The sequence below is a fragment of the Bacillus sp. CCNWLW194 genome, from assembly GCF_037120585.1.
GTDB lineage: Bacteria > Bacillota > Bacilli > Bacillales > Bacillaceae_G > Bacillus_A > Bacillus_A basilensis.
Window position 1 is genome coordinate 149,867 of record NZ_JBBBBL010000012.1, and the last position, 21,218, is coordinate 171,084.

The window sequence follows — 21,218 nt, forward strand, 5'->3', positions numbered from 1 at the left end:
GCCTTTACAGTTTAATTTATTTACATTGTTACTTGGCTATACACAAAAGTAATATATTCGGCAATAAAAGAGCGCTATTCGATAGTGCTCTTTTTTATGAATAGAAAGGAGTGAGTTAAATGAAAGAAGTAATTGAATGTCCACAGTGTGAAGGGAATATTACTGCGCAACATATTATGGATCTCCCGCATCCTTTTTCATTCAGGTGTCCACACTGTAAAGTGAGGATAAAAGAAATGAGGATCACACCGTGCTTAATATTAGCAGCAATTTGTATAATCCCACTGTTTATTATAATTGGAGAGAGTATTAAGGAATTACTAGTAAAATATTTTTCTATTATAGACGATGTGCCAACTGTACTTATTTTCTTCTTATTTTGTTATCCACTGTATTATCTCTATGAAAAATATAATGCCATATTGTTTATTAAATACGGCTTATTGAAAGTTAAAAGTTGAATAGGAGTTTATCATTAAAAAAAGACAATGATGGAATTAACCCATCATTGTCTTTTTTACTTTGCTTCTTACGTAAATCATTCCGGCAAATGTTAATAAGAATGCAGTTCCAATAACGAAGCTGACGCTAGGTGATGCCCCGATTGCTCCGACTGTAAAGGATCCAGCAACAACGCCTAATGAGAAGAAAGCATAAAACAATCCGAATGCTTTTCCACGCTTATCATCTGTCGTATTTTCAACAAGTAATGCATTTATTGATGGGAAAAGGATAGCGAATCCAATGCCATAAACCATCATAACGATAAAGAGCATACCTTTTGTTGCGAATAATCCAAGTAAAGATAATGCTAATGCCATTACTGCAATACCAATTAGCATTAGTTTTGAACGATTAAATCGATCGTAAATACGATTTGTTGGCAGTAAGAAGAAGAGGATAGCGGTAATGCCGAATACACTTAACATCATGCCTGTTGTAGATGCTTTAAGTGCTAATGCCTCAACTTTCACTGGTAACATATAAGTGACAATTCCTTGTGAAAACATTAGTGTGAAAGCACCAATATATGCCTGTAATAACGGTTCTGATTTCAATAGTTCAAACATATCTTCTTTGTTCATCATTTGTGTTCTTGAAGTATCTTTTCTTGATACGTTATTTGGTAAGAAGAAGAGAGATACGATTGTACCAAGAACCATTAAAATAGAAATGGTAATGAACACCCACTCTATACCAGCAGTTGCTTTCATAATCCCGCTAAAAGCAGGTCCTACAATTGCCGCTGTTCCAACAGCAGCACCAGATAGAGCCATTGCCTTACCTTGTCTTGCTGCATTTGTTTGTTTTGATAAAAACGTAAAGGCAGCAGGAATTAAAAATCCATCACTAAAGCCATGCATAAAGCGCACAACTAATAGTTGTTCACCACTTTGAACAACGGTGTATAACAAGACTATGAAACTCGTAAGCCCCATGCTTATATAAAGTATTTTTTTTGCACCAAATTTATCGACGGCAGCGCCAGCAATAATATTACCGATCATATTTGCGAATGAGTACATGCCGACAACTAGCCCAATAATAAGAGGGGATCCTCCAAGACTTTGAGCGAACGTACTCATAATAGGTAATTGTGAAAATGTATCTAGAAACGCTACGATAACAATAAAGTAAATAAAATATTTCAAGCGATATTCACCTCTCCTATGCTATTATGGCATAATGCTAATTTCAACCGCAATGAAATTGAATTAACAGATGTGGAAAAAAGTACAAAGTGACAAAATGTTGAACATTATTTGTTAAAATTTAGTGGAAATGATATTGTTTTTTTGAAATATATGGATTAAAGTATTATAATAGATTTGTAAACTTCACCAGGTTAAGTATATACGTAGAGAGGGATGTATAAGATGAAAGCACTACTTTGGCATAATCAACGTGATGTACGAGTAGAAGAAGTACCAGAACCAACTGTAAAACCAGGAGCAGTGAAAATCAAAGTTAAATGGTGTGGTATCTGTGGGACAGACCTGCATGAATATTTAGCAGGACCTATTTTTATTCCAACAGAAGAGCATCCATTAACACATGTAAAAGCACCGGTTATTTTAGGTCATGAGTTTAGCGGTGAGGTAGTTGAAATCGGTGAAGGCGTTACATCTCATAAAGTGGGAGACCGCGTCGTTGTAGAACCAATTTATTCTTGTGGTAAATGTGAAGCTTGTAAACATGGACATTACAATGTTTGTGAACAACTTGTTTTCCACGGTCTTGGTGGAGAAGGCGGCGGTTTCTCTGAATATACAGTAGTACCAGAAGATATGGTTCACCATATTCCAGATGAAATGACGTATGAACAAGGTGCACTTGTAGAACCAGCAGCTGTAGCAGTTCATGCAGTACGTCAAAGTAAATTAAAAGAAGGGGAAGCTGTAGCGGTATTTGGTTGTGGTCCAATTGGACTTCTTGTTATCCAAGCAGCTAAAGCAGCAGGAGCAACTCCTGTTATTGCAGTTGAACTTTCTAAAGAACGTCAAGAGTTAGCAAAATTAGCAGGTGCGGATTACGTATTAAATCCAGCGACTCAAGATGTATTAGCTGAAATTCGCAACTTAACAAATGGTTTAGGTGTAAATGTGAGCTTTGAAGTAACAGGTGTTGAAGTTGTACTTCGCCAAGCAATCGAAAGCACAAGTTTCGAAGGTCAAACTGTAATTGTTAGTGTGTGGGAAAAAGATGCGACAATTACTCCAAATAACCTTGTATTAAAAGAAAAAGAAGTTATAGGTATTCTTGGATACCGTCATATTTTCCCAGCTGTTATTAAATTAATTAGCTCTGGCCAAATTCAAGCTGAGAAATTAATTACGAAAAAAATCACAGTGGATCAAGTTGTTGAAGAAGGATTTGAAGCACTTGTAAAAGATAAAACACAAGTAAAAATTCTTGTTTCACCTAAATAACAGAGAATAGTAAAAAGTAGCTCTTTTCTAGAAATAGAAGAGGGCTACTTTTTTTCTATACAGAAAGGTGATAGACTTTCCTGTAACTAAAGGTATTTTGTTTGGAAGGGGAAGTCTAATGCTTTCATTTATGTTGACATTGAAACGGATGCTAAAAGCTTGTTTACGAGCGTGGAAAGATAAAGAATTTCAAGTATTATTCGTATTAACATTTTTAACATTAACATCCGGTACGATTTTTTATAGTACAGTTGAAGGATTACGTCCTCTTGACGCTTTATATTTTAGTGTGGTCACGTTGACGACCGTCGGTGATGCGAATTTTAGTCCGCAAACTGATTTTGGAAAGATATTTACGATATTATACATATTTATAGGGATCGGATTAGTGTTTGGATTTATACATAAGTTGGCAGTTAACGTACAACTGCCAAGTATACTATCGAAGAGAAAAAAAGAGTAAAGCATGTGGATGCTTTACTCTTTTTTACATTAGTTTAGACAAGTATTTGCAGAAGCTTAACAATACTTTATTACAATATAAGTGCATTCATTCATTATATTCACTATGTATAAAGTTATAATGATATGAAAATCTGCATATTTTAATTTAGTAATAGATATTTCGTGAAAGGTGGGATATTCTAATCATAGGTTAACCGGACGACATCATAGGATCCTAACAAAAAGTTTACAATAATTCAATTATAAAATGGAGGATTTCAGATGAAAAAGAAAGTACTTGCTTTAGCAGCAGCTATTACATTAGTAGCCCCTTTACAAAGCGTTGCATTTGCTCATGAAAATGATGGGGGAAGTAAAATAAAAATAGTTCACCGTTGGTCTGCTGAAGATAAACATAAAGAAGGTGTAAACTCTCATTTATGGATTGTAAACCGTGCCATTGATATTATGTCTCGCAATACAACACTTGTAAAACAAGATCGAGTTGCACAAGTAAATGAATGGCGTACGGAATTAGAAAATGGTATTTATGCTGCTGACTATGAAAATCCTTATTATGATAATAGCACATTTGCTTCACATTTCTATGATCCAGACAATGGAAAAACATATATTCCATTTGCAAAGCAGGCAAAAGAAACTGGAGCTAAATATTTTAAATTAGCTGGTGAATCATATAAAAATAAAGATATGAAACAAGCATTCTTCTATTTAGGATTATCTCTTCATTATTTAGGAGATGTAAACCAACCGATGCATGCGGCAAACTTTACAAATCTTTCGTACCCACAAGGATTCCATTCTAAATATGAAAACTTTGTAGATACGATAAAAGATAATTATAAAGTAACGGATGGAAATGGATATTGGAACTGGAAGGGTACAAATCCAGAAGATTGGATTCATGGAGCGGCAGTAGCAGCAAAACAAGATTACGCTGGAATTGTAAATGATAATACGAAAGATTGGTTCGTAAAAGCAGCTGTATCACAAGAATATGCAGATAAATGGCGTGCTGAAGTTACACCAATGACAGGTAAGCGATTAATGGATGCACAACGTGTTACTGCTGGATACATTCAGCTTTGGTTTGATACGTACGGAGATCGTTAAGTATTTAAAAAAGGTCAAATCTCATAATAGAGTATTTGGCCTTTTTATCACTATACACATGGAGGTATGAAACGTGAAAGGTAATTTGCTAAAAGGTGTACTTAGCTTTGGAATTGGTTTAGGAGTTTTATACGGAGGATTTTCAGCTCAAGCAGACACATCTACAAATCAAAATAGTACTTTAAAAGTGATGACACATAATGTGTATATGTTATCAACAAATTTATATCCGAACTGGGGGCAAAGCCAGCGTGCTGATTTAATCGGGGCAGCGGATTATATTAAAAATCAGGATGTTGTTATATTAAATGAAGTGTTTGATAATAGCGCTTCAGATCGTCTTTTAGGAAATTTGAAGAAAGAATACCCAAATCAAACAGCTGTATTAGGTCGTAGTAACGGAAACGAATGGGATAAAACGTTAGGTAGCTATTCATCTTCAACTCCTGAAGACGGGGGCGTTGCAATCGTGAGCAAATGGCCAATCGTTGAAAAGATTCAATATGTATTTGCAAACGGATGCGGACCAGATAATTTATCAAATAAAGGATTTGTATACACGAAAATTAAGAAAAATGATCGTTTCGTTCATGTGATTGGGACGCATTTGCAGGCTGAAGATAGTATGTGCGGAAAAACTTCACCTGCATCTGTACGTACAAACCAGTTAAAAGAAATTCAAGATTTTATTAAAAATAAGAATATACCAAATGACGAGTATGTCCTATTTGGTGGTGATATGAACGTAAATAAAATAAATGCAGAGAAAAATAGTGACTCAGAGTACGCATCAATGTTTAAAACATTACATGCTTCAATTCCATCTTATACGGGACATACAGCAACTTGGGATGCGACGACAAACAGTGTTGCGAAATACAATTATCCAGATGCACCTGCTGAACATTTAGATTATATTATTGCAAGTAAAGACCATGCGAATCCATCTTATATAGAGAATAAGGTGTTGCAGCCGAAATCTCCAGAATGGACTGTTACATCATGGTTCCAAAAATATACGTATAATGATTATTCTGATCATTATCCAGTAGAGGCGACTATTTCTATGAAGTAGTCCTAAAAAAAGTTTCTTCTTAAATAGGAAGAAACTTTTTTATTTTGAAAGAGGAAATTTAAACTTTCTTTCCAATATGTATAAGACATATAGAGAAGAGGGGAGAAAAAATGTGGATCGAGGGATTTTTAAAGAAGTTCCATTACCGTGTGCATTTTTGGATGAAGTGGCTTTAGATAGAAATATTCAATCGATTATAGAACTAAGTGGGAATAAGAAGATTCGTATCGCGAGTAAATCATTACGTTCTGTTCCGGTTATGCAAAAGATTTTAGCTGCAAATGATCGATTTCAAGGTATTATGTGTTTTTCACCTAGGGAAGCTTTGTTTTTACTTGAACAAGGATTCAATGATTTATTGCTCGGGTATCCTGCTTATGATGAAAGAGCGTTACATGAAATAAGTTTGTTAACAAAGCAAGGGCTCATTATAACTTGTATGGTGGATTGTGAAGATCATATTGTTTATTTAGAAAAAATTGCTGAGAAGTCTAAAGGGTGTTTTCGTGTTTGTTTGGATATTGATATGAGTAGTCGTTTTTTAAAGTTTCATTTTGGGGTCAAAAGATCACCGATAAAAGATGTGCAAGGTGCTTTGAAAATAGTAAAAAGGGTGAAAGAATCATCATTTTTAATACTAGATGGTGTAATGGGGTATGAAGCCCAAATTGCTGGGGTAGGAGATCACATACCGAATCAACGAGTGAAAAGTAAAGTAATTTCATATTTAAAGAAGAAATCAGTGTTAGAAGTTAAAGAAAGAAGAGGACATATTGTAAAAGAAATACAAAATCTAGGTATTGAACTAAGGTTTGTAAATGGGGGAGGCACAGGAAGTATAAAAACAACTGAGCAAGATGATTCAGTTTCAGAGGTTACGATAGGCTCTGCTTTTTATGCCCCGAAGCTGTTTGATTATTATAAAGAAGTGCAATTTCATCCAGCTGTCGGATTTGCTTTACCAGTTGTGCGTAAACCAGCTCCAACTATTTACACTTGTCTAGGTGGTGGATATATTGCCTCAGGCGCAATTGGGAAAGATAAAGAACCTGAGGTTTGGAGGCCTGATGGTGCAAAATTAGTAGCTTTAGAAGGTGCTGGCGAGGTACAAACACCAATTTTTTATAACGGCGAGGAACGAGTAGAGATAGGAGATTCTATCTTGTTTCGCCATAGTAAAGCTGGAGAGTTATGTGAGCGCTTTCCTTTTTTATATCGTGTGAAAGAAGGAGAGATTGTTGGGGAGTATGCAACATATCGGGGGGATGGCCAATGCTTTCTATAAAGGGACAGAAATGGAGAAATTGGACAGGGAATGTAGAAGGAACGCCGCATTATACGATGTATCCAGAAAGTGTACAAGATGTGGTAGAAGTTGTAGGACTTGCGCGAAAAAAAGGGAAGAAAATTCGTGTTGTCGGTTCAGGGCACTCTTTTACACCTCTCGTGCAAACGGAAGAAATTTTAGTTTCTTTAGATGAATTGAAGGGCATTGTGAATATTGATGCGGAGAAAATGGTTGCCGAAGTATGGGCAGGAACAAAGCTATATGACCTAGGGAAGTTACTTGAAGAAAAAGGTTATGCACAAGAAAATTTAGGGGATATTGATTCACAATCTATTGCAGGAGCGATTAGTACGGGAACTCATGGGACGGGTGTTACCTTTGGGAGTTTATCAACACAAGTTATAGAGATTACCGCAGTTTTATCTACAGGTGAGAGTATAGTTTGTTCAGAAACGGAGAATGTGGAATATTGGAGAGCTTTTCAGTTGTCGCTTGGGATGCTAGGTATCATTGTAAAAATAAAGTTGAAAGTTATCCCAGCGTATTCGCTCGTCTATGAAAGTGAAAAACAGTCATTATCTACTGTAATGAACAAGCTAGAAGAATATAAGAAGAATCGTCATTTTGAATTTTTCGTTTTTCCTTATTCAGATGAAGTGCAAGTGAAGTTTACCAATGAAACGATGAGTAAAGAAAGTGATTTGAAATGGCATAAATTAAAGGTGGAGTTACTAGAAAATAGGATGTTCTCTTTGTTATCTAAAGGATGTAAATGGTTTCCTTCTATCAGTAAGGGAGTAAGTCGATTATCAGCTAAAGCTGTACCGAATACAAAAATAATAGGTCCGAGCTATGAAGTGTTTTCTACATCACGTACGGTACCATTTTATGAAATGGAATATAGTGTTCCGTCAAAGTATATGAGAACTGTTGTAGAAGAAATTTCAAAGCTTATTGAAAAGAAAAAGTATAAGGTGCACTTCCCAATCGAATGCCGCTATGTGAAAGGTGATGATATATGGCTCAGTCCAGCATACGGTAGAGATTCAGCCTATATCGCTGTTCATATGTATAAAGGTATGAAATATGCTGCTTATTTTGGTGAGGTGGAGAAAATTTTTCTAAAGTACGAGGGACGCCCACATTGGGGGAAAATGCATACGTTAACTTACGAAAAATTACAAAATATATATCCAGAATTACACTCGTTTCTAAAGGTGAGGAAGTTATTAGATGAAACTGGAATGTTTTTAAACCCTTATACAGAAAAATTATTTACGCCTATGAAAAAAAGCTGACAAAGTATTACTTGTCAGCTTTTTTTAGTGTAATTGCATTTCTTGTTTGACTGATGTGCTCGTAAAATAGTAACTTATCACGACTAAATACATGTAATAAAACATGAATAATAAATATGCCGTTAATTACGAATTGGAATAATACTATAACTAGTAATACTAAAGGCTCTGTAAGATTTAAGATAGAACTACTAGAAAGAATATAATTGATTCCACCTAAAATGAAATAGAATATACCATAACGGATGAATAGTTCCTTCATCGTAATACGATCTGACTTTCCTTTCACGTAAATACGAAGCAATGCTTTACCAATTGTTTTTCCATTCGTAAAGTATGGAATGATAATAAAGTAAATAAAGATCGAACACGTTATGAAAATGAGTTCGTATATGTTCGTGTAAGATTGAATATTAGAAACAAAGAAAGAATTTCCTTTGTTTTTAATGACAGGTACAACGATAGATAAGAAAATCCAATCAATTTGCATCGCGATAAAGCGACGAACGAATCCGACTGGTTTCGTTTCCAAATCAATATGAGTATCTAACTCGTTTGCTTTCGGAAGGAAGTACGTAAATATTGGTGCAATGATAAAGCCAATTACGCCGCCTAATGTATTTAAAAACAGATCGTCTATATCAAATAAGCGGTATGCACAATTGTATATACCGTATAGTCCAGTCACTTGTGTTAGCTCGAAAAAGAGTGAAAGACAAAAAGAAATACAAATTGTTTGTAGGAAACTACGGCGGAAATAATAACGTAAGTAAATACCGAATGGAACGGTTAATAGAACGTTAAATGCTACTTGTAAAAATGCAGATTCTTTTAATAGGTAGAAATAAGTAGCTGGTTTCGTTAAAATTGCCGAGGTATGATTACTAATTTCTTGTATGAAATAAAATGGTGATAGTTGCATGTGCTGCGTATTAGCCGGTTGTAGGCTACAAGTATCATATGTTTGTGGCAACGGCAAAATCACAAGAAAATAGGCATTTAATAAATAAAGTAATAATGAGTATAAAATAAATGAACGCCATTTATTTAAATAACCATACTTTCGATAATTAAAAATTAAGAAAGGGATTAATAGAAACATTGCTAAAAAAGGAAATAAAATAAATGCTGTTTTTACAGGGAATAAATATGCAGTCAAAATGAAGCTCCTTTCAATGAAAATTCGTTTACCATTATAACGTTAAAAGAACCTTAAAACAAAATTAAAATATTTTGAAATAGAAAAAATTATAAATTTTAATGGAATTAAGTTATACTAAATTTAATATAAGGATATTATGATTATGATGAGTTGAGAGAGGGTACAAGATATGCGATATGAGCTTTTTTCTGTAAGTGGGAATCATATTACAACTTTTGAAAGTGCGTGGCGTTTTCAAGAGGGAGAACAGATTTTTGTTCATGATGATCAAACAAAACGAAATTTTATTATTATTCGCCTAACGCATGATGTATTTCAACAAAATAAACATGTTATTCGTTTGTATTGTCAAGAAAAGAAAGTATACGCATAAAAAAGCGAGTCATTCTAGTTTAATAGAATGACTCGCTTTTCGTTTTGTAAGTTTCACTTTATAAGAAAATAAGAGTAAGTACACCTACAATAATGCAATAGAAAGAGAAATATTTTAAATTTCCTTTTGCCATAATATTCATAAACCATTTTAACGAAATATACGTCATGATAAATGTTGCGATAAATGCAACGACATATGGTACGAATAATGTGTTTAGATTTGGATCTTTTGCAATGTCTGTAATACTTAGTAATAAACCACCTAAGCTAACAGGGATATATAGTAAGAAGGAGAAACGAAGGGCTGTTTCTTGTTTCATACCAAGTAACATCGCTGCTACGATTGTTGCACCTGATCGGCTAATTCCAGGGATTAGTGCGCAAGCTTGTGCTAATCCGACGATGATTGCATCTTTCATAGAAAGGTCACCATCATTTTTACGTCCACGCAAGTTTCTAATAATCCAAAGGCCAACAGCAGTAATGAGAAGGGAAATCCCAACCATCTTCACGCCTTTTAAGTACTGATCGATGTAATCTTTAAATAAAACACCAATAACACCTGCTGGAATGGTCGCAATAACAAGGTAAATAATAAAGAAGAAATCTGATTTTGCGTCTTCTGCTCTTGTAAATATATAAGATAGACCATTCTTTGTTAGACGAATTAAATCATTTCTATAAATAAGTAATACAGCTAATAATGAAGCTGAATTAACAAGTAGTTCGAAGCTAAATCCTTCTATTTTTAGTCCTAGCAAATGCTGTGCTAAAACGAGGTGACCGCTTGAAGAAATCGGAATTGGCTCTGTTAGTCCTTGGAACAGACCAAGAATTAAATATTTTAAAATGTAATAAAATTGTTCCATAATAACCTCCTTGTTTATTAGTCGAAAGAAACAACTTGTCCATTATAACAAAGATACGGATGAATATTGAGAAGAAATAAATATTCGAAAAATAATAAAAACCCCTTATAGCGCTATAAGGGGTTTTTATTATTAATGAGAAGCCGCTGTTTCTTGAAGACCTTTAGTCAATTGAACATCAACTTTTTCCGCATCATGAATATGGTTCATAATAGTAGTATTTAATTTTTGGAACATTTGTTGTGTATTAGCGAATTCTCGTAATATATCATCATTACAAGATTTTTGGTTTTCAATAGCTTTAATAACATTTGTAGCACCATTTTGTAACGTTTGAATCATAATTAAAATATTTTCAATTCTAGCGTTTGTATCGGCACTCATTTCTACACCTTCATCGACTAAATGTAAATTATCTTTTGTGTTATCGTATGCTTTTTCAATTTCTTCTTGGATTTTTTTCGTTAAGTTGCCGATGTTTTTTGTACTTTCCGCTGTACTTTCCGCTAGTTTTCTTACTTCATTGGCAACGACAGCGAATCCTTTACCATGCTCTCCAGCACGCGCAGCTTCAATACTCGCATTTAAAGCAAGTAAGTTTGTTTGTGCTGCAATGTTTTGAATGACTTCTACAATTTGCTCGATTTCTTTTGAGCGTTCACTTAAATGATTCATACTATTAGACGTACGTTGAGATTGTTCACCTAATTTGTTAATTACAATAAGTAAACGGTGAACAGATTCTTTTCCTTCATTAGAACAGTCAATAATTTCTTCAATAGATTGAATTAAGCTTTGCTCTTTTTGTAACATTTCGTTATTCAATTCATTGGAATGTGTAGTACGCGTTGAAACATTTTCGAAACATGAGTTTAATTGTTGAACTAAATTTTGAAGTGTATGGTGTTGATTATTTACAAGTTTATGCTCTTGAACAACGCTTTGTACACGATCGTGGATAGAAGAAATAATCTCTTGTTTTTCAATATCTTTTTGTTTTAATTCTGTTTCTAGTTCCTGTATACGATTTTCTAATTGATCAATTTTATGTTGGAGTGATTTCTTTTGAGTAAACATATATTTATTTCAACCGCCTTTAGAAGTTATATTTTCTCTATATTTGGATTTTAGCATCTTTTATAATTTTTAAATATAGGAATTGTTAAATATTTAAGAATCTATTACATTTTATGCATAATTCCCTTTTTTTCGTCATGAAAAATAAACTGTATTTAATGGTATTGTAAACAAACTGTAAAATAAATCATGTATAACTGTATAAGAAGGGAGTCGGATTATGAACTATTTTAAGCGAATCAGTAGTCTAGTATTAGCAGGCATTATCGGTCTTTCTAGTACAGTCGCTGTAAAAGCAGAGTCAAACGACGAGAAACTTAACAACATGCAACAGCAATTGCAGCAAAATGATGCAGATATGCAAAAGAAAGAGCAAGAGAAGCAAGCTGTTAGTAAAGAAATTCAAGGTATCGAAAACGAACTACATAATTTAAATAATACAATTGCAAAAAATAAAGAGGATCAAACTGCTATTCAACGTAAAATCGATGAAACACATAAGCAGATTGAGCAAAAAAAGAATGAAATTGTCGTTTTAGAAGATAAGGTCCTTGCTCGTAAGGATATTATGAGAAAACGTATGGTTTCTGTTCAAAACAGTTCAAATACAAGTTTAGTAGTAGAAGTTGTAGTAGAGTCAAAAAACTTTGCAGATTTCTTACAACGTATGAACGCAGTTTCTACCATTCTAGAAGCTGATAAAGAAATTTTACGTCTACAAGAACAAGATCTTCGTCAAATTGAAGAAGATAAGAAAACAATTGATGAAAAAGAAGCATCTTTAGTAGTAGACAAACAAAAATTAGCAAAAGCACAAGCTGAGTTGCAAGATAACTTGAAAAAACGTCAAGCTAACTTACAAACAGTTCAAGCTAAATATGATCAGGTTGCAAGCCAACTTAATTTAGCAGCAGAAGAAAAAGCTAAAATTGAGTCAAATATGAAGGCAGTACAAGAAACAATTGCTCGTGAGCAAGAAGCGGCAAGAATTGCAGCAGAAGAGCGTGCAAAAGCAGAGGCAGCTGCAAAGGCTGAGCAAGAAGCTTTAGCTAAGGCACAGGCGGAAGTTGCTGAAAAGAAAAAGCAAGAACAAGCTAGTAAACCAGCCGAACCTGTTGCTAATAATAATTCGAAGGTAGAACCTGCACAACCATCTAAACCAGCTGCTGGTGGAAGAGAAATCTATGTACATGCAACAGCTTATACAGCAGATCCAGGTGAAAATGGCTATGCACCAGGTCAACAAGTATACTCTGCATGGGGACCAGGTGGTAAACCTTATAATCTAACTGCAAATCCAGGCATGAAATTAATTGCGGTGGATCCATCTGTTATTCCATTAGGATCTACTGTAAATGTTGAAGGGTATGGAATTGCAATTGCAGCAGACACTGGTGGCGCGATTAAAGGTCATAAAATCGATGTTTTAATGCCTGATAAAGCTTCATCTAGTAATTGGGGCAGAAAAAATGTTAAAGTTACAATTTTAAACTAACACGTAATCCAACTTTATAATACGTAAAGTTGGATTTTTTTGTAATTTTTATGTTAAGTTGAGTTTACATTTTGTTAAGGATAGCATACAATGAAATTGAGGGGTGGTAAAATTGACCATTTTAAATAGAGTGAAGGAGTTAAGAGCTCGCTTTAATTTTTCCCAAAGTGTATTAGCAGAAAAGGTTGGAGTAACGAGACAAACAATCGCTGCAATTGAAAAAGGGGATTATGTTCCTTCCTTGTTATTAGCACTTACAATTTGCGATGTGTTCGAGCTAAAGATGGAAGATGTGTTTGTTTTAAATAAGGAGGGGAAAGAGGATGAATAGACTTGTATTTTCCTATATGTTAAATGTACTTTTAATGGTATTAGCAGGTTGGGCATTTATTGAGTTGTATTATTTTACTATTGAAGTTGCTAATTTTATTCAAACGGAGAGAGTACCATTCGAAGTTTCATTGAGTTTAATGCCGCTAGCATTACTTTTAATATTTGGTATTGTATCGACTGTTCTTTATAAAATTCAAAAGAAAAAATATAAAGAGCTGTCGTATTGGATGTTTCCGCTATTATTTCCTCAAGAAGATGAGCGAGAAAAGGCAATTACAGAAAAGGCTTGTCGTACTACATTTATGTCACTATGGTTCGTGTTGCCTTGTGCGGTTGGTTTTTTAACTCTTTCCCCAATTGTTAATCTATATGTTCCTGCATATCCGATATATATTGCGTTTAGTATCTTCTTTATTCAGATGACGATTTTTCACGTGTCCTTATATCGAAATAAAATTGCTTAAAAAGAAACCTTCTTGCACATGCAAGAAGGTTTCTTTCAGCTTACACTTGTACATATAGCAATATTATTTTATCATTTTATATAGAGTAAGATTTTGTAAGGGAAAGGAATTGTATATGAATAAGCAAAGAATTTATAGTATAGTAGCAATCCTTCTATTTGTTGTAGGTGGTGTTTTAATTGGAAAGCCATTTTATGATGGATATCAGGCAGAGAAGAAACAGACAGCGAATGTGCAAGCTGTTCAAAAGATGAATTATGAAAAGCATGAGACGGAATTTGTAGATGCTTCCAAAATTGATCAACCAGATTTAGCTGAAGTAGCGAATGCATCATTAGATAAAAAGCAGGTAATTGGTCGTATTTCGATTCCAAGTGTTTCCATAGAACTTCCTGTTTTAAAATCTTCTACTGAGAAAAACCTATTGTCAGGTGCAGCAACAGTAAAAGAAAATCAAGTAATGGGAAAAGGGAATTATGCATTAGCAGGACATAATATGTCTAAAAAAGGTGTTTTGTTTAGTGATGTAGCATCTTTGAAAAAAGGCGATAAAATTTATTTGTATGATAATGAAAACGAATATGAGTATGCGGTTACTGGTGTATCTGAAGTAACTCCTGATAAATGGGAAGTTGTCGAGGATCACGGAAAAGATGAGATAACGCTTATTACATGTGTATCTGTGAAAGATAATTCTAAACGTTATGTTGTTGCTGGTGATTTAGTAGGAACGAAGGCGAAGAAATAAAAAAGATGAGGGAAATCCCTCATCTTTTTTTTAATCCATCCACTTCACTAATTTTTTGGAAATTAGTAATAAAACACAACCTAAAACGATTGCTACAGCGCCAATAACTGTAAATACTTCAGCATATCCAAGTGAAGTTGTGAAGCTTGCAAGTTGTCCACCTAAAATGTTGGCGATACCTGAACTCGCTAACCATACGCCCATTAGTAAAGATGCTAGTTTTACTGGAGCGAGAGAACTAACCATTGATAGTCCAACAGGTGATAAGAATAGCTCACCTAACGTATGGAAAAGATACGTAAAGACGATAAATAGTAAGTTTGCTTTTTCTGTAATGTTATGTTCATCACTACCTGTTTTTAATGTAGCGATAACGAGAATGATATAACCGATACCGAGTAGAATCATACCAAGTCCCATTTTGGTTGGGATTTTTAAATCCCCGCGCTTGCGAGTTGCAAGTTTTGCCCATAATGCTGAAATGACTGGAGCAAGTAAAATAATAAATAATGGGTTGACCGATTGGAACCAAGATGTTGGAACTTCCCATCCGAACACAGAGCGGTCTACAAATTTGTTTGTATATAATGTTAATGAGCTACCAGCTTGTTCAAAGCCAGCCCAGAAGAAGACAACAAAGCATGTTAAAATGACGATAACTGCAGTACGTTGTTTTTCTTTTTTTGTTAACGGTGTATCTCCTACTGATGGTTGTCCAGCAGCAGCTTGCAAATCGCGAGTTGGTTTTTTACCGATATCACCAAGGTAGCGATTTGATAGTGTTGTAAATAAAATTTGTCCAACAATCATTCCGATTGAAGCGGCTAAGAAACCGTAACGGAATCCGTAATGTACAACGCCATCAACTGTTGTTTTGAATAAATTTTCTGATAAAAATCCGCAAACGAGTGGAGCTAAAAATGAACCGACGTTAATACCCATATAGAAAATGGTAAATGCACTATCACGTTTTGGATCATTCTCCTCGTATAATTCTCCAACCAGTGTAGAGATGTTCGGTTTGAAGAATCCATTACCAATAATAATAAGCGCTAATCCGAGGTATAGGCCCAATTGGTTTTGCAAGGCAAATAGTGTAAGGTTACCGATTGCCATTGTTATACCACCAATTGTGATCGCTTTTCGTCTACCTAGAAAACGGTCTGTTAAGTATCCACCAATCATTGGTGTGAAATAGCAGGCTCCAGTATAAAATCCGTAAATAGAGAGTGCCCATGCGGGACTAAACCCAAGACCACCGCTTACTAAAGCTGTCGTTAAATATAATGTTAATAATCCTCGTAATCCATAGTAACTAAATCTTTCCCACATCTCTGTAAAGAAGAGTAAGTATAAACCTGGAGGATGTTTCTTTTTTCTTTGTTGTTCTCTTTCTAGTTGTATCGTTGATTCCATGTTATTTTCCTCCTGACACAAACAAAAACAAAGTTAATAATTTTGTACATTTAATATTTTACCTTATTAACTATTATAAGTCAATAAAGGTTGATTTTTCAGAAGAAATTGGAAAAGAGGGATAGCTATAGAAGGGGTGTTTCTTTTGTGATAGACTATGGACTATGTTTTCTTTGTTAGGAAGCGGATTATTGCACTTTTTTATATGTGAAATTGATTTCATAACAGATGGAATTAAAGAAGGAGAAAGAAATGAAATTGTTACAGAAAAAAGAAATTTTACTTATTAGTCTTATGTTATTCTCGATGTTCTTTGGAGCAGGGAATCTTATATTCCCACCTTTTCTTGGGTATGAAGCAGGAGAACATGTGTGGATTTCATTAGTAGGGTTTATTATATCAGCAACAGGTCTTCCTATATTGGGGGTTATTGCGATTGCGAAAGCAGGAAGTTTTCAAACGCTAGCGGGTAGAGTTCATTCTTCATTCGCCATTATTTTTCCGTGTATCGTGTATTTATTTATTGGACCAGGTCTTGGTATACCACGTGCAGGAAGTTTAGCTTTTGAAATGGGACCGGGTCAGCTATTCTCGGAATCGGGTAGCGTAGTCTTATTATGTTACACAGTTATTTTCTTTAGTATTGTGTACTGGTTAAGTTTATCACCGTCTAAATTAATGGGGTTGTTCGGAAAGGTTTTAACACCGCTATTATTAGGTATGATTGCTCTTATCTTTATAAAGAGTATGTTTACATCAGTAGGTAGTGTGAAAGAGGCTGCTGGAAACTATGGACAAGCGCCTATGTTCCAAGGATTTTTAGATGGATATTTAACGATGGATGCATTAGCAGCTTTAATTTTTGGGATTGTGATTGCAAATGCTCTTCGTGCAAAAGGTATTGAAGATGATAAAGGTTTAGCAAAATATATGAGTATTGCTGGAATTGGTGCAGGACTATTATTATCTATTATTTATGTCATACTTGGATATGTTGGTTCAATGAGTGGCTCATTAGGGGCATTTGATAATGGCGCGCAAGTGTTAGCACAAGTGATGACTACATTATTTGGACAAGGTGGAGTCGTTTTATTAGGTCTTATTTTTACGATCGCGTGTTTATGTGTTTCAATCGGACTTGTTACATCTTGTAGCCAATTTTTCGCAAGTGCATTTCCGAAAGTAGCGTATAAAGTTTGGGCGTTTATATTAAGTTTTGTTAGTATGATTTTAGCTAATTTAGGATTAACACAAATTTTAAAAGTATCAGTACCGATTCTTGGATTTATTTATCCAGTTGCATTAACGCTTATTATTTTAGGCCTATTCCATAAGTATATTGGGAAGTATGTATGCATATATCCTGTTACAATTGTGATTGTAGCGGTATTTAGTGCAATTGATATTTTTAATAAAAATGTAATGATGAATCAGTGGACATCAGTATTGAAATACATTCCGTTTTATACAGAAGGTGTTGGGTGGATTATTCCAGCTATTATAGGTGCTTGTATTGGTGTTATCGTTAGTGTTGTTTTAAATAAGAAGAAATAAGTAAGAGGTGTTTTCCGATTTCGGAAAACACCTTTCTTTTTTTGAAAAATAGTATTGAAAATGAATAGACTAAGAGTATGATAAAGGTAATTGGTAATATATAGGTTTCGAACGGATGATGAGGGGGGAGCGTATGAAGGAGGATTTGAATAAGAAAATAGAAGCACTCGAAACGGCAATTGAAACGATTCAAGAAGCACTCTTTGAATTGAAAGCAAAACAAAGAGAAATAGAAGTAGAAAATGCTCAGCAACATGTTAGTAAGGAAAAGAAAGAATACATTGAAACGGTAATAGAGGAAAAACAAAAAGAAGAAGTAGTTACAATAAAAGAGCCTGTGCAAGAACGTGAGGTAAAACAAGTGGATATATCTGCTTTTAAACCAGAACCATTTAATATTATAAAGTTTTGCCAAACTTGGTTACCACGCGTATTTGTCGGCATTATGTTACTTGGAGTAATCTGGTTATTTAAAGCAGGGGTAGATGCTGGTTTATTAACACCAGCAATACGAATTGTGTTTGGTATTGTCCTATCTATCGGTTTTTATTATATAGGGGATATTCAAATTAAACGAGCGCGGCAAGCATTAGGGTTAGTATTAGCAGGAGGAAGTATTACAGGTATAGTTTTAACAACATTTGCGGCACATTATTTATATGGATTTATTCCAGCAAGTGTCGCGTTTCTATGTAATATTGCATGGGTCATTTTAGGTATTTATATAGCGAAGAGGTATCAATCAGAATATCTTACTATCTTTGTAGCAGTAGGAGCTTTCTTCGTGCCATTCTTATTAAATAGTACGACTCCTAATCCGTATATTTTCTTTGGATATGAGACGATACTAACGCTTAGCTTATTATGGTATGCGTTGAAAAATCGTTATCAGTATTTATATATGATTTCTTATGCTGTTGCTGCTATTGTTCTTTTAGTCTTCTTTGCTGTTATGTCAATGTTAGTAGAGGATTTGCAAGTACAGTTAACAGTAGTTTATGGTTTGATTCACTTACTATTATTTTGGCATATGTTTACGGAGAGAAGTTTTATAGTAGAGCCACGCTTGGCGATATTTAGTGCGAATGCCGTTTTCTTCATATTAGCCATTTCAAAAATACCTGAATTTACAACATGGGGATTAATGATTAGTGCACTCGTGCACGCTATTATGTTCGTGTTTGAATATAGGAAGAATAGACATTCTATATTTACAAATCTTTTATTTGGTTTTGCAATGGGGGCATTTAGTTTAGCGATTTTATATGAGTATAGTTTAGTGAATGCAGCGATTGTACTATTATTACAAGGTTTCCTCGGTATGGTGACTTCTATTAAAGGAAAACAGCAGATAAAATTGTATGTTAGTGCGACGGTTTACGCAATTGGAATGATACAGACTATTTTTAGCCCGTTTGATCAATTTATTTCGGCAGGCTTTGTTGCTCATATTATTTTAATAGGTACATTTTATTACTGCATGAAACAAGCGAAAGATGTGTTGATGAGTTTTGGAAAATATGTTTATTCAATAACACTCTATTGGTTTATGGTTATCGTATTTATTGCAATCACTAGAGTCGGTGAAGTGCTTTCTACAGATGGAAGTATAATAAGTGTATCTGTATCGTTATTATGGATGGTATATGCATTATTTGCAGTTTGGCTTGGACGGAATAAAAATATGAATGAAGTATTGTATGCTGGCTTAGTCGTGTTAGTTGTAACGATAGGGAAGCTATTCCTTCTGGACTTACCAGAAGTGTCAATGATGATTAGAGCAGTGTTATTCTTGATAGTGGGTAGTATAGGTATCGTTATTTCAAGGATGTTTTTCTCAAAAGAAGAGAAGTAAAAAGAAGGCAATCCATATCCGGATTGCCTTTTTTATTATTTCTTATTAATCGTTACAGTCTCACTATATTTCGCTGTTGTATTTTGACGTAAACGAAGCGTTGCTTGTCCAGTAGTATTTGGATCGATTTGCACATTTACAAGCTTCTCAGCAGAACCTAAGCTGTTTGTTGTGAAAGAAAATGCACTACTATATCCAAAAGTAGATGGCCAAGTGCCATTTGTATTTTGAACTTTTGCTACTTGTGTTCCGCCAGTAGTGAAGATACCTAAAGAATAATTGCTATAAGTTGTGTTAGGTAGTAAGTTGTTCACTTGAATTTTTATTTGAAACACTTCATTGTTTGGTAGAGTGCTAGGGTGTGTAACTACATAGTCGTTTGCTGTTACAGCACCGTTATAACCGTATGAACCTGGTTTGAAAGTATTTGTATTAAACCATTGATAACCTGCATTTGGTGCACTCCAAGGTTCAGGTTGTGGCTCAGTTGATAAGTTTGGTTGTTCAAATGTTTGTAAAGTAGTAGGTAAATCAAGTTGTAAACCGTTTACTTGATCTAAACTTGTAAATGTTTCTTTATTCGATAACCAATTTACGATATTTTCTAGTAAAATTGCATCGTTTTCTTCTTTATATCCATCGTAAGTTTTCTTTGTTTGGCCAGAATCTTCACGAACGTATTTTGGCGTAGCATCTTCAACGGGAGAAGAGTCTCCAATAAAAGCAGCTTTCCCAAGCCCTACTTTTGCGATTGCAGCATAAGGACCCTCTGCAACACCACCGCCATTATAAACACCGCTATCAACAGCATTATTCCATTTTGACGGGTTTTCTGGCAGGTAAACTAGGCCTTTAGCTAGTTTCGGATTGGTAATGGCTAAAGTAGAACCAGCATGCATTGCTACCGATGAAACACCTTGTGTAATTCCGAATGATTGTTCAGGCGAAACAATGTTTTTAGCTGAAACATCACCAAGTGCATTGTAACGGAAGCGAATACCAAAATTATTAGATAGCCAATCGGAACTTTCTACTCCTTGCATAGCTTGTGAGTTTGCTTCTTCGTTAGACATTCCTTTTGCGGGATTTTCCCAAGCACCGCGTCTATATCCATTAAATACTTCAGAAGAGTCCCAGCGATTTTTATTACGATCTGCATTATAATGATCGGCAATGAAGAAGATACTGCCGCCATTTTTTACATATTGTAACATTGCATCTTGTTCAGATTTTTTGTAAGGAATATTTGCCTCTGGAACGATAAACACGTTGTAATTTTTTAAGTCGTCGTATGTAATAGGTGTTGATTTACGAAGTTCTTTTACATGATATCCATTTTGGGCAATGCCGTTTCCGAAATCAGAAAAGCCGCCATCAATAACCCAGTCAGCTGTCCCTGCAGTTTGACCGTGCGTATTATCAAATAATACTTTCTTCCCATTGTTTTGATTTACAACCTTTGCAGCAATTTCAGGAGCTGGGTCTACAGAGCTTTCGGCATAAGTAGACGGTATGAACGAACTCCCCATACTAAGTGTAATTGCTGTTGCTAAAGAAAATGTAATCCATTTTTTATTCTTCATAGAAGAATCCCCCTAATAATAAATATATGTGCTTTAATAATGTAATTTATTTTTCTGTAAAAATAAAGACGGAAAACATAAAAAATATTAAAAATTTGTAAAAATACCGTGAATTTTG

Annotated in this window: 19 protein-coding genes and 1 pseudogene; 14 read left to right on the top strand and 6 right to left on the bottom strand. The window is 34.5% G+C overall.

The genetic code is table 11. The annotated features are described in order from the left end of the window. Nucleotides 1–119 precede the first annotated feature (119 nt). The gene (locus tag V7S50_RS24515; RefSeq protein ID WP_063225116.1) at nt 120–461 is read left to right on the top strand and encodes a hypothetical protein; all 342 of its coding nucleotides are present in this window, start codon (nt 120–122) and stop codon (nt 459–461) included. Nucleotides 462–497: 36 nt separating this feature from the next. Here V7S50_RS24515 and V7S50_RS24520 read toward each other — a convergent pair whose 3' ends face one another. Then, nucleotides 498–1,652 carry an MFS transporter gene (locus V7S50_RS24520; RefSeq protein WP_242255356.1) on the bottom strand — a complete coding sequence of 385 codons (1,155 nt, stop codon included), beginning with the start codon at nt 1,650–1,652 and terminating at the stop codon, nt 498–500. Between the two features lie 225 nt (nt 1,653–1,877). Between V7S50_RS24520 and bdhA the strand changes: the two genes are divergently transcribed. The 6 genes from bdhA (at nt 1,878) to V7S50_RS24550 (ending at nt 8,169) form a co-directional block, all read left to right on the top strand. Further along, complete coding sequence (gene bdhA / locus V7S50_RS24525) at nt 1,878–2,930, top strand: (R,R)-butanediol dehydrogenase (RefSeq protein WP_033691573.1); 1,053 nt, start codon at nt 1,878–1,880, stop codon at nt 2,928–2,930. Nucleotides 2,931–3,048: 118 nt separating this feature from the next. Further along, nucleotides 3,049–3,393 carry a potassium channel family protein gene (locus tag V7S50_RS24530; protein WP_242255354.1) on the top strand — a complete coding sequence of 115 codons (345 nt, stop codon included), beginning with the start codon at nt 3,049–3,051 and terminating at the stop codon, nt 3,391–3,393. A gap of 263 nt (nt 3,394–3,656) precedes the next feature. Further along, the gene (cerA, locus tag V7S50_RS24535; protein WP_063225113.1) at nt 3,657–4,508 is read left to right on the top strand and encodes a phospholipase CerA; all 852 of its coding nucleotides are present in this window, start codon (nt 3,657–3,659) and stop codon (nt 4,506–4,508) included. A gap of 73 nt (nt 4,509–4,581) precedes the next feature. After that, complete coding sequence (gene sph, locus V7S50_RS24540) at nt 4,582–5,583, top strand: sphingomyelinase C (protein WP_242255353.1); 1,002 nt, start codon at nt 4,582–4,584, stop codon at nt 5,581–5,583. 112 nt (nt 5,584–5,695) lie between these two features. Then, entirely contained in the window at nt 5,696–6,868 is a 1,173-nt protein-coding gene (locus tag V7S50_RS24545; protein ID WP_242255350.1) for an amino acid deaminase/aldolase, read from the top strand. Beyond that, nucleotides 6,856–8,169 (top strand): D-arabinono-1,4-lactone oxidase, encoded by a 1,314-nt coding sequence (locus tag V7S50_RS24550; RefSeq protein WP_242255349.1) that lies wholly within the window; start codon nt 6,856–6,858, stop codon nt 8,167–8,169. The genes V7S50_RS24545 and V7S50_RS24550 overlap by 13 nt, the downstream gene beginning before the upstream one ends. A 7-nt stretch (nt 8,170–8,176) precedes the next feature. On the opposite strand, the gene V7S50_RS24555 is transcribed toward V7S50_RS24550, so the two are convergent. Continuing rightward, nucleotides 8,177–9,328 (bottom strand): VanZ family protein, encoded by a 1,152-nt coding sequence (locus V7S50_RS24555; protein ID WP_242255347.1) that lies wholly within the window; start codon nt 9,326–9,328, stop codon nt 8,177–8,179. A 172-nt stretch (nt 9,329–9,500) separates the two neighbouring features. Here V7S50_RS24555 and V7S50_RS24560 point away from each other — a divergent pair, with 172 nt between their 5' ends. Continuing rightward, nucleotides 9,501–9,704 carry a hypothetical protein gene (locus V7S50_RS24560; RefSeq protein ID WP_001268339.1) on the top strand — a complete coding sequence of 68 codons (204 nt, stop codon included), beginning with the start codon at nt 9,501–9,503 and terminating at the stop codon, nt 9,702–9,704. Between the two features lie 58 nt (nt 9,705–9,762). Here V7S50_RS24560 and V7S50_RS24565 read toward each other — a convergent pair whose 3' ends face one another. Then, nucleotides 9,763–10,575, bottom strand: coding sequence for an undecaprenyl-diphosphate phosphatase (locus V7S50_RS24565; RefSeq protein ID WP_063225108.1), 813 nt, complete (start codon nt 10,573–10,575; stop codon nt 9,763–9,765). 132 nt (nt 10,576–10,707) lie between these two features. Beyond that, nucleotides 10,708–11,211 (bottom strand): annotated as a pseudogene (locus V7S50_RS34125) (methyl-accepting chemotaxis protein); the annotation flags it as partial. 661 nt (nt 11,212–11,872) lie between these two features. Between V7S50_RS34125 and V7S50_RS24575 the strand changes: the two are divergent. The 4 genes from V7S50_RS24575 (at nt 11,873) to V7S50_RS24590 (ending at nt 14,692) form a co-directional block, all read left to right on the top strand. Then, complete coding sequence (locus V7S50_RS24575) at nt 11,873–13,147, top strand: 3D domain-containing protein (RefSeq protein ID WP_166705249.1); 1,275 nt, start codon at nt 11,873–11,875, stop codon at nt 13,145–13,147. 112 nt (nt 13,148–13,259) lie between these two features. Continuing rightward, nucleotides 13,260–13,478, top strand: coding sequence for a helix-turn-helix transcriptional regulator (locus V7S50_RS24580; protein ID WP_000154010.1), 219 nt, complete (start codon nt 13,260–13,262; stop codon nt 13,476–13,478). After that, complete coding sequence (locus V7S50_RS24585; RefSeq protein ID WP_242255345.1) at nt 13,471–13,944, top strand: DUF2178 domain-containing protein; 474 nt, start codon at nt 13,471–13,473, stop codon at nt 13,942–13,944. The genes V7S50_RS24580 and V7S50_RS24585 overlap by 8 nt, the downstream gene beginning before the upstream one ends. 115 nt (nt 13,945–14,059) lie before the next feature. Next, nucleotides 14,060–14,692: a class A sortase gene (locus tag V7S50_RS24590; RefSeq protein ID WP_242255343.1), complete on the top strand. Its 633-nt coding sequence runs from the start codon at nt 14,060–14,062 to the stop codon at nt 14,690–14,692. A gap of 30 nt (nt 14,693–14,722) precedes the next feature. On the opposite strand, the gene V7S50_RS24595 is transcribed toward V7S50_RS24590, so the two are convergent. Beyond that, nucleotides 14,723–16,108: a peptide MFS transporter gene (locus tag V7S50_RS24595; RefSeq protein WP_063225104.1), complete on the bottom strand. Its 1,386-nt coding sequence runs from the start codon at nt 16,106–16,108 to the stop codon at nt 14,723–14,725. Nucleotides 16,109–16,360: 252 nt separating this feature from the next. Between V7S50_RS24595 and brnQ1 the strand changes: the two genes are divergently transcribed. Next, nucleotides 16,361–17,662, top strand: a complete 1,302-nt coding sequence (gene brnQ1, locus V7S50_RS24600) for a branched-chain amino acid transport system II carrier protein BrnQ1 (protein ID WP_242255341.1) — start codon at nt 16,361–16,363, stop codon at nt 17,660–17,662. A 133-nt stretch (nt 17,663–17,795) separates the two neighbouring features. Continuing rightward, complete coding sequence (locus tag V7S50_RS24605) at nt 17,796–19,517, top strand: DUF2339 domain-containing protein (RefSeq protein ID WP_242255339.1); 1,722 nt, start codon at nt 17,796–17,798, stop codon at nt 19,515–19,517. A 35-nt stretch (nt 19,518–19,552) separates the two neighbouring features. Here V7S50_RS24605 and V7S50_RS24610 read toward each other — a convergent pair whose 3' ends face one another. Then, the gene (locus V7S50_RS24610; RefSeq protein WP_242255337.1) at nt 19,553–21,100 is read right to left on the bottom strand and encodes a DNA-binding protein; all 1,548 of its coding nucleotides are present in this window, start codon (nt 21,098–21,100) and stop codon (nt 19,553–19,555) included. Between the last annotated feature and the right edge of the window lie 118 nt (nt 21,101–21,218).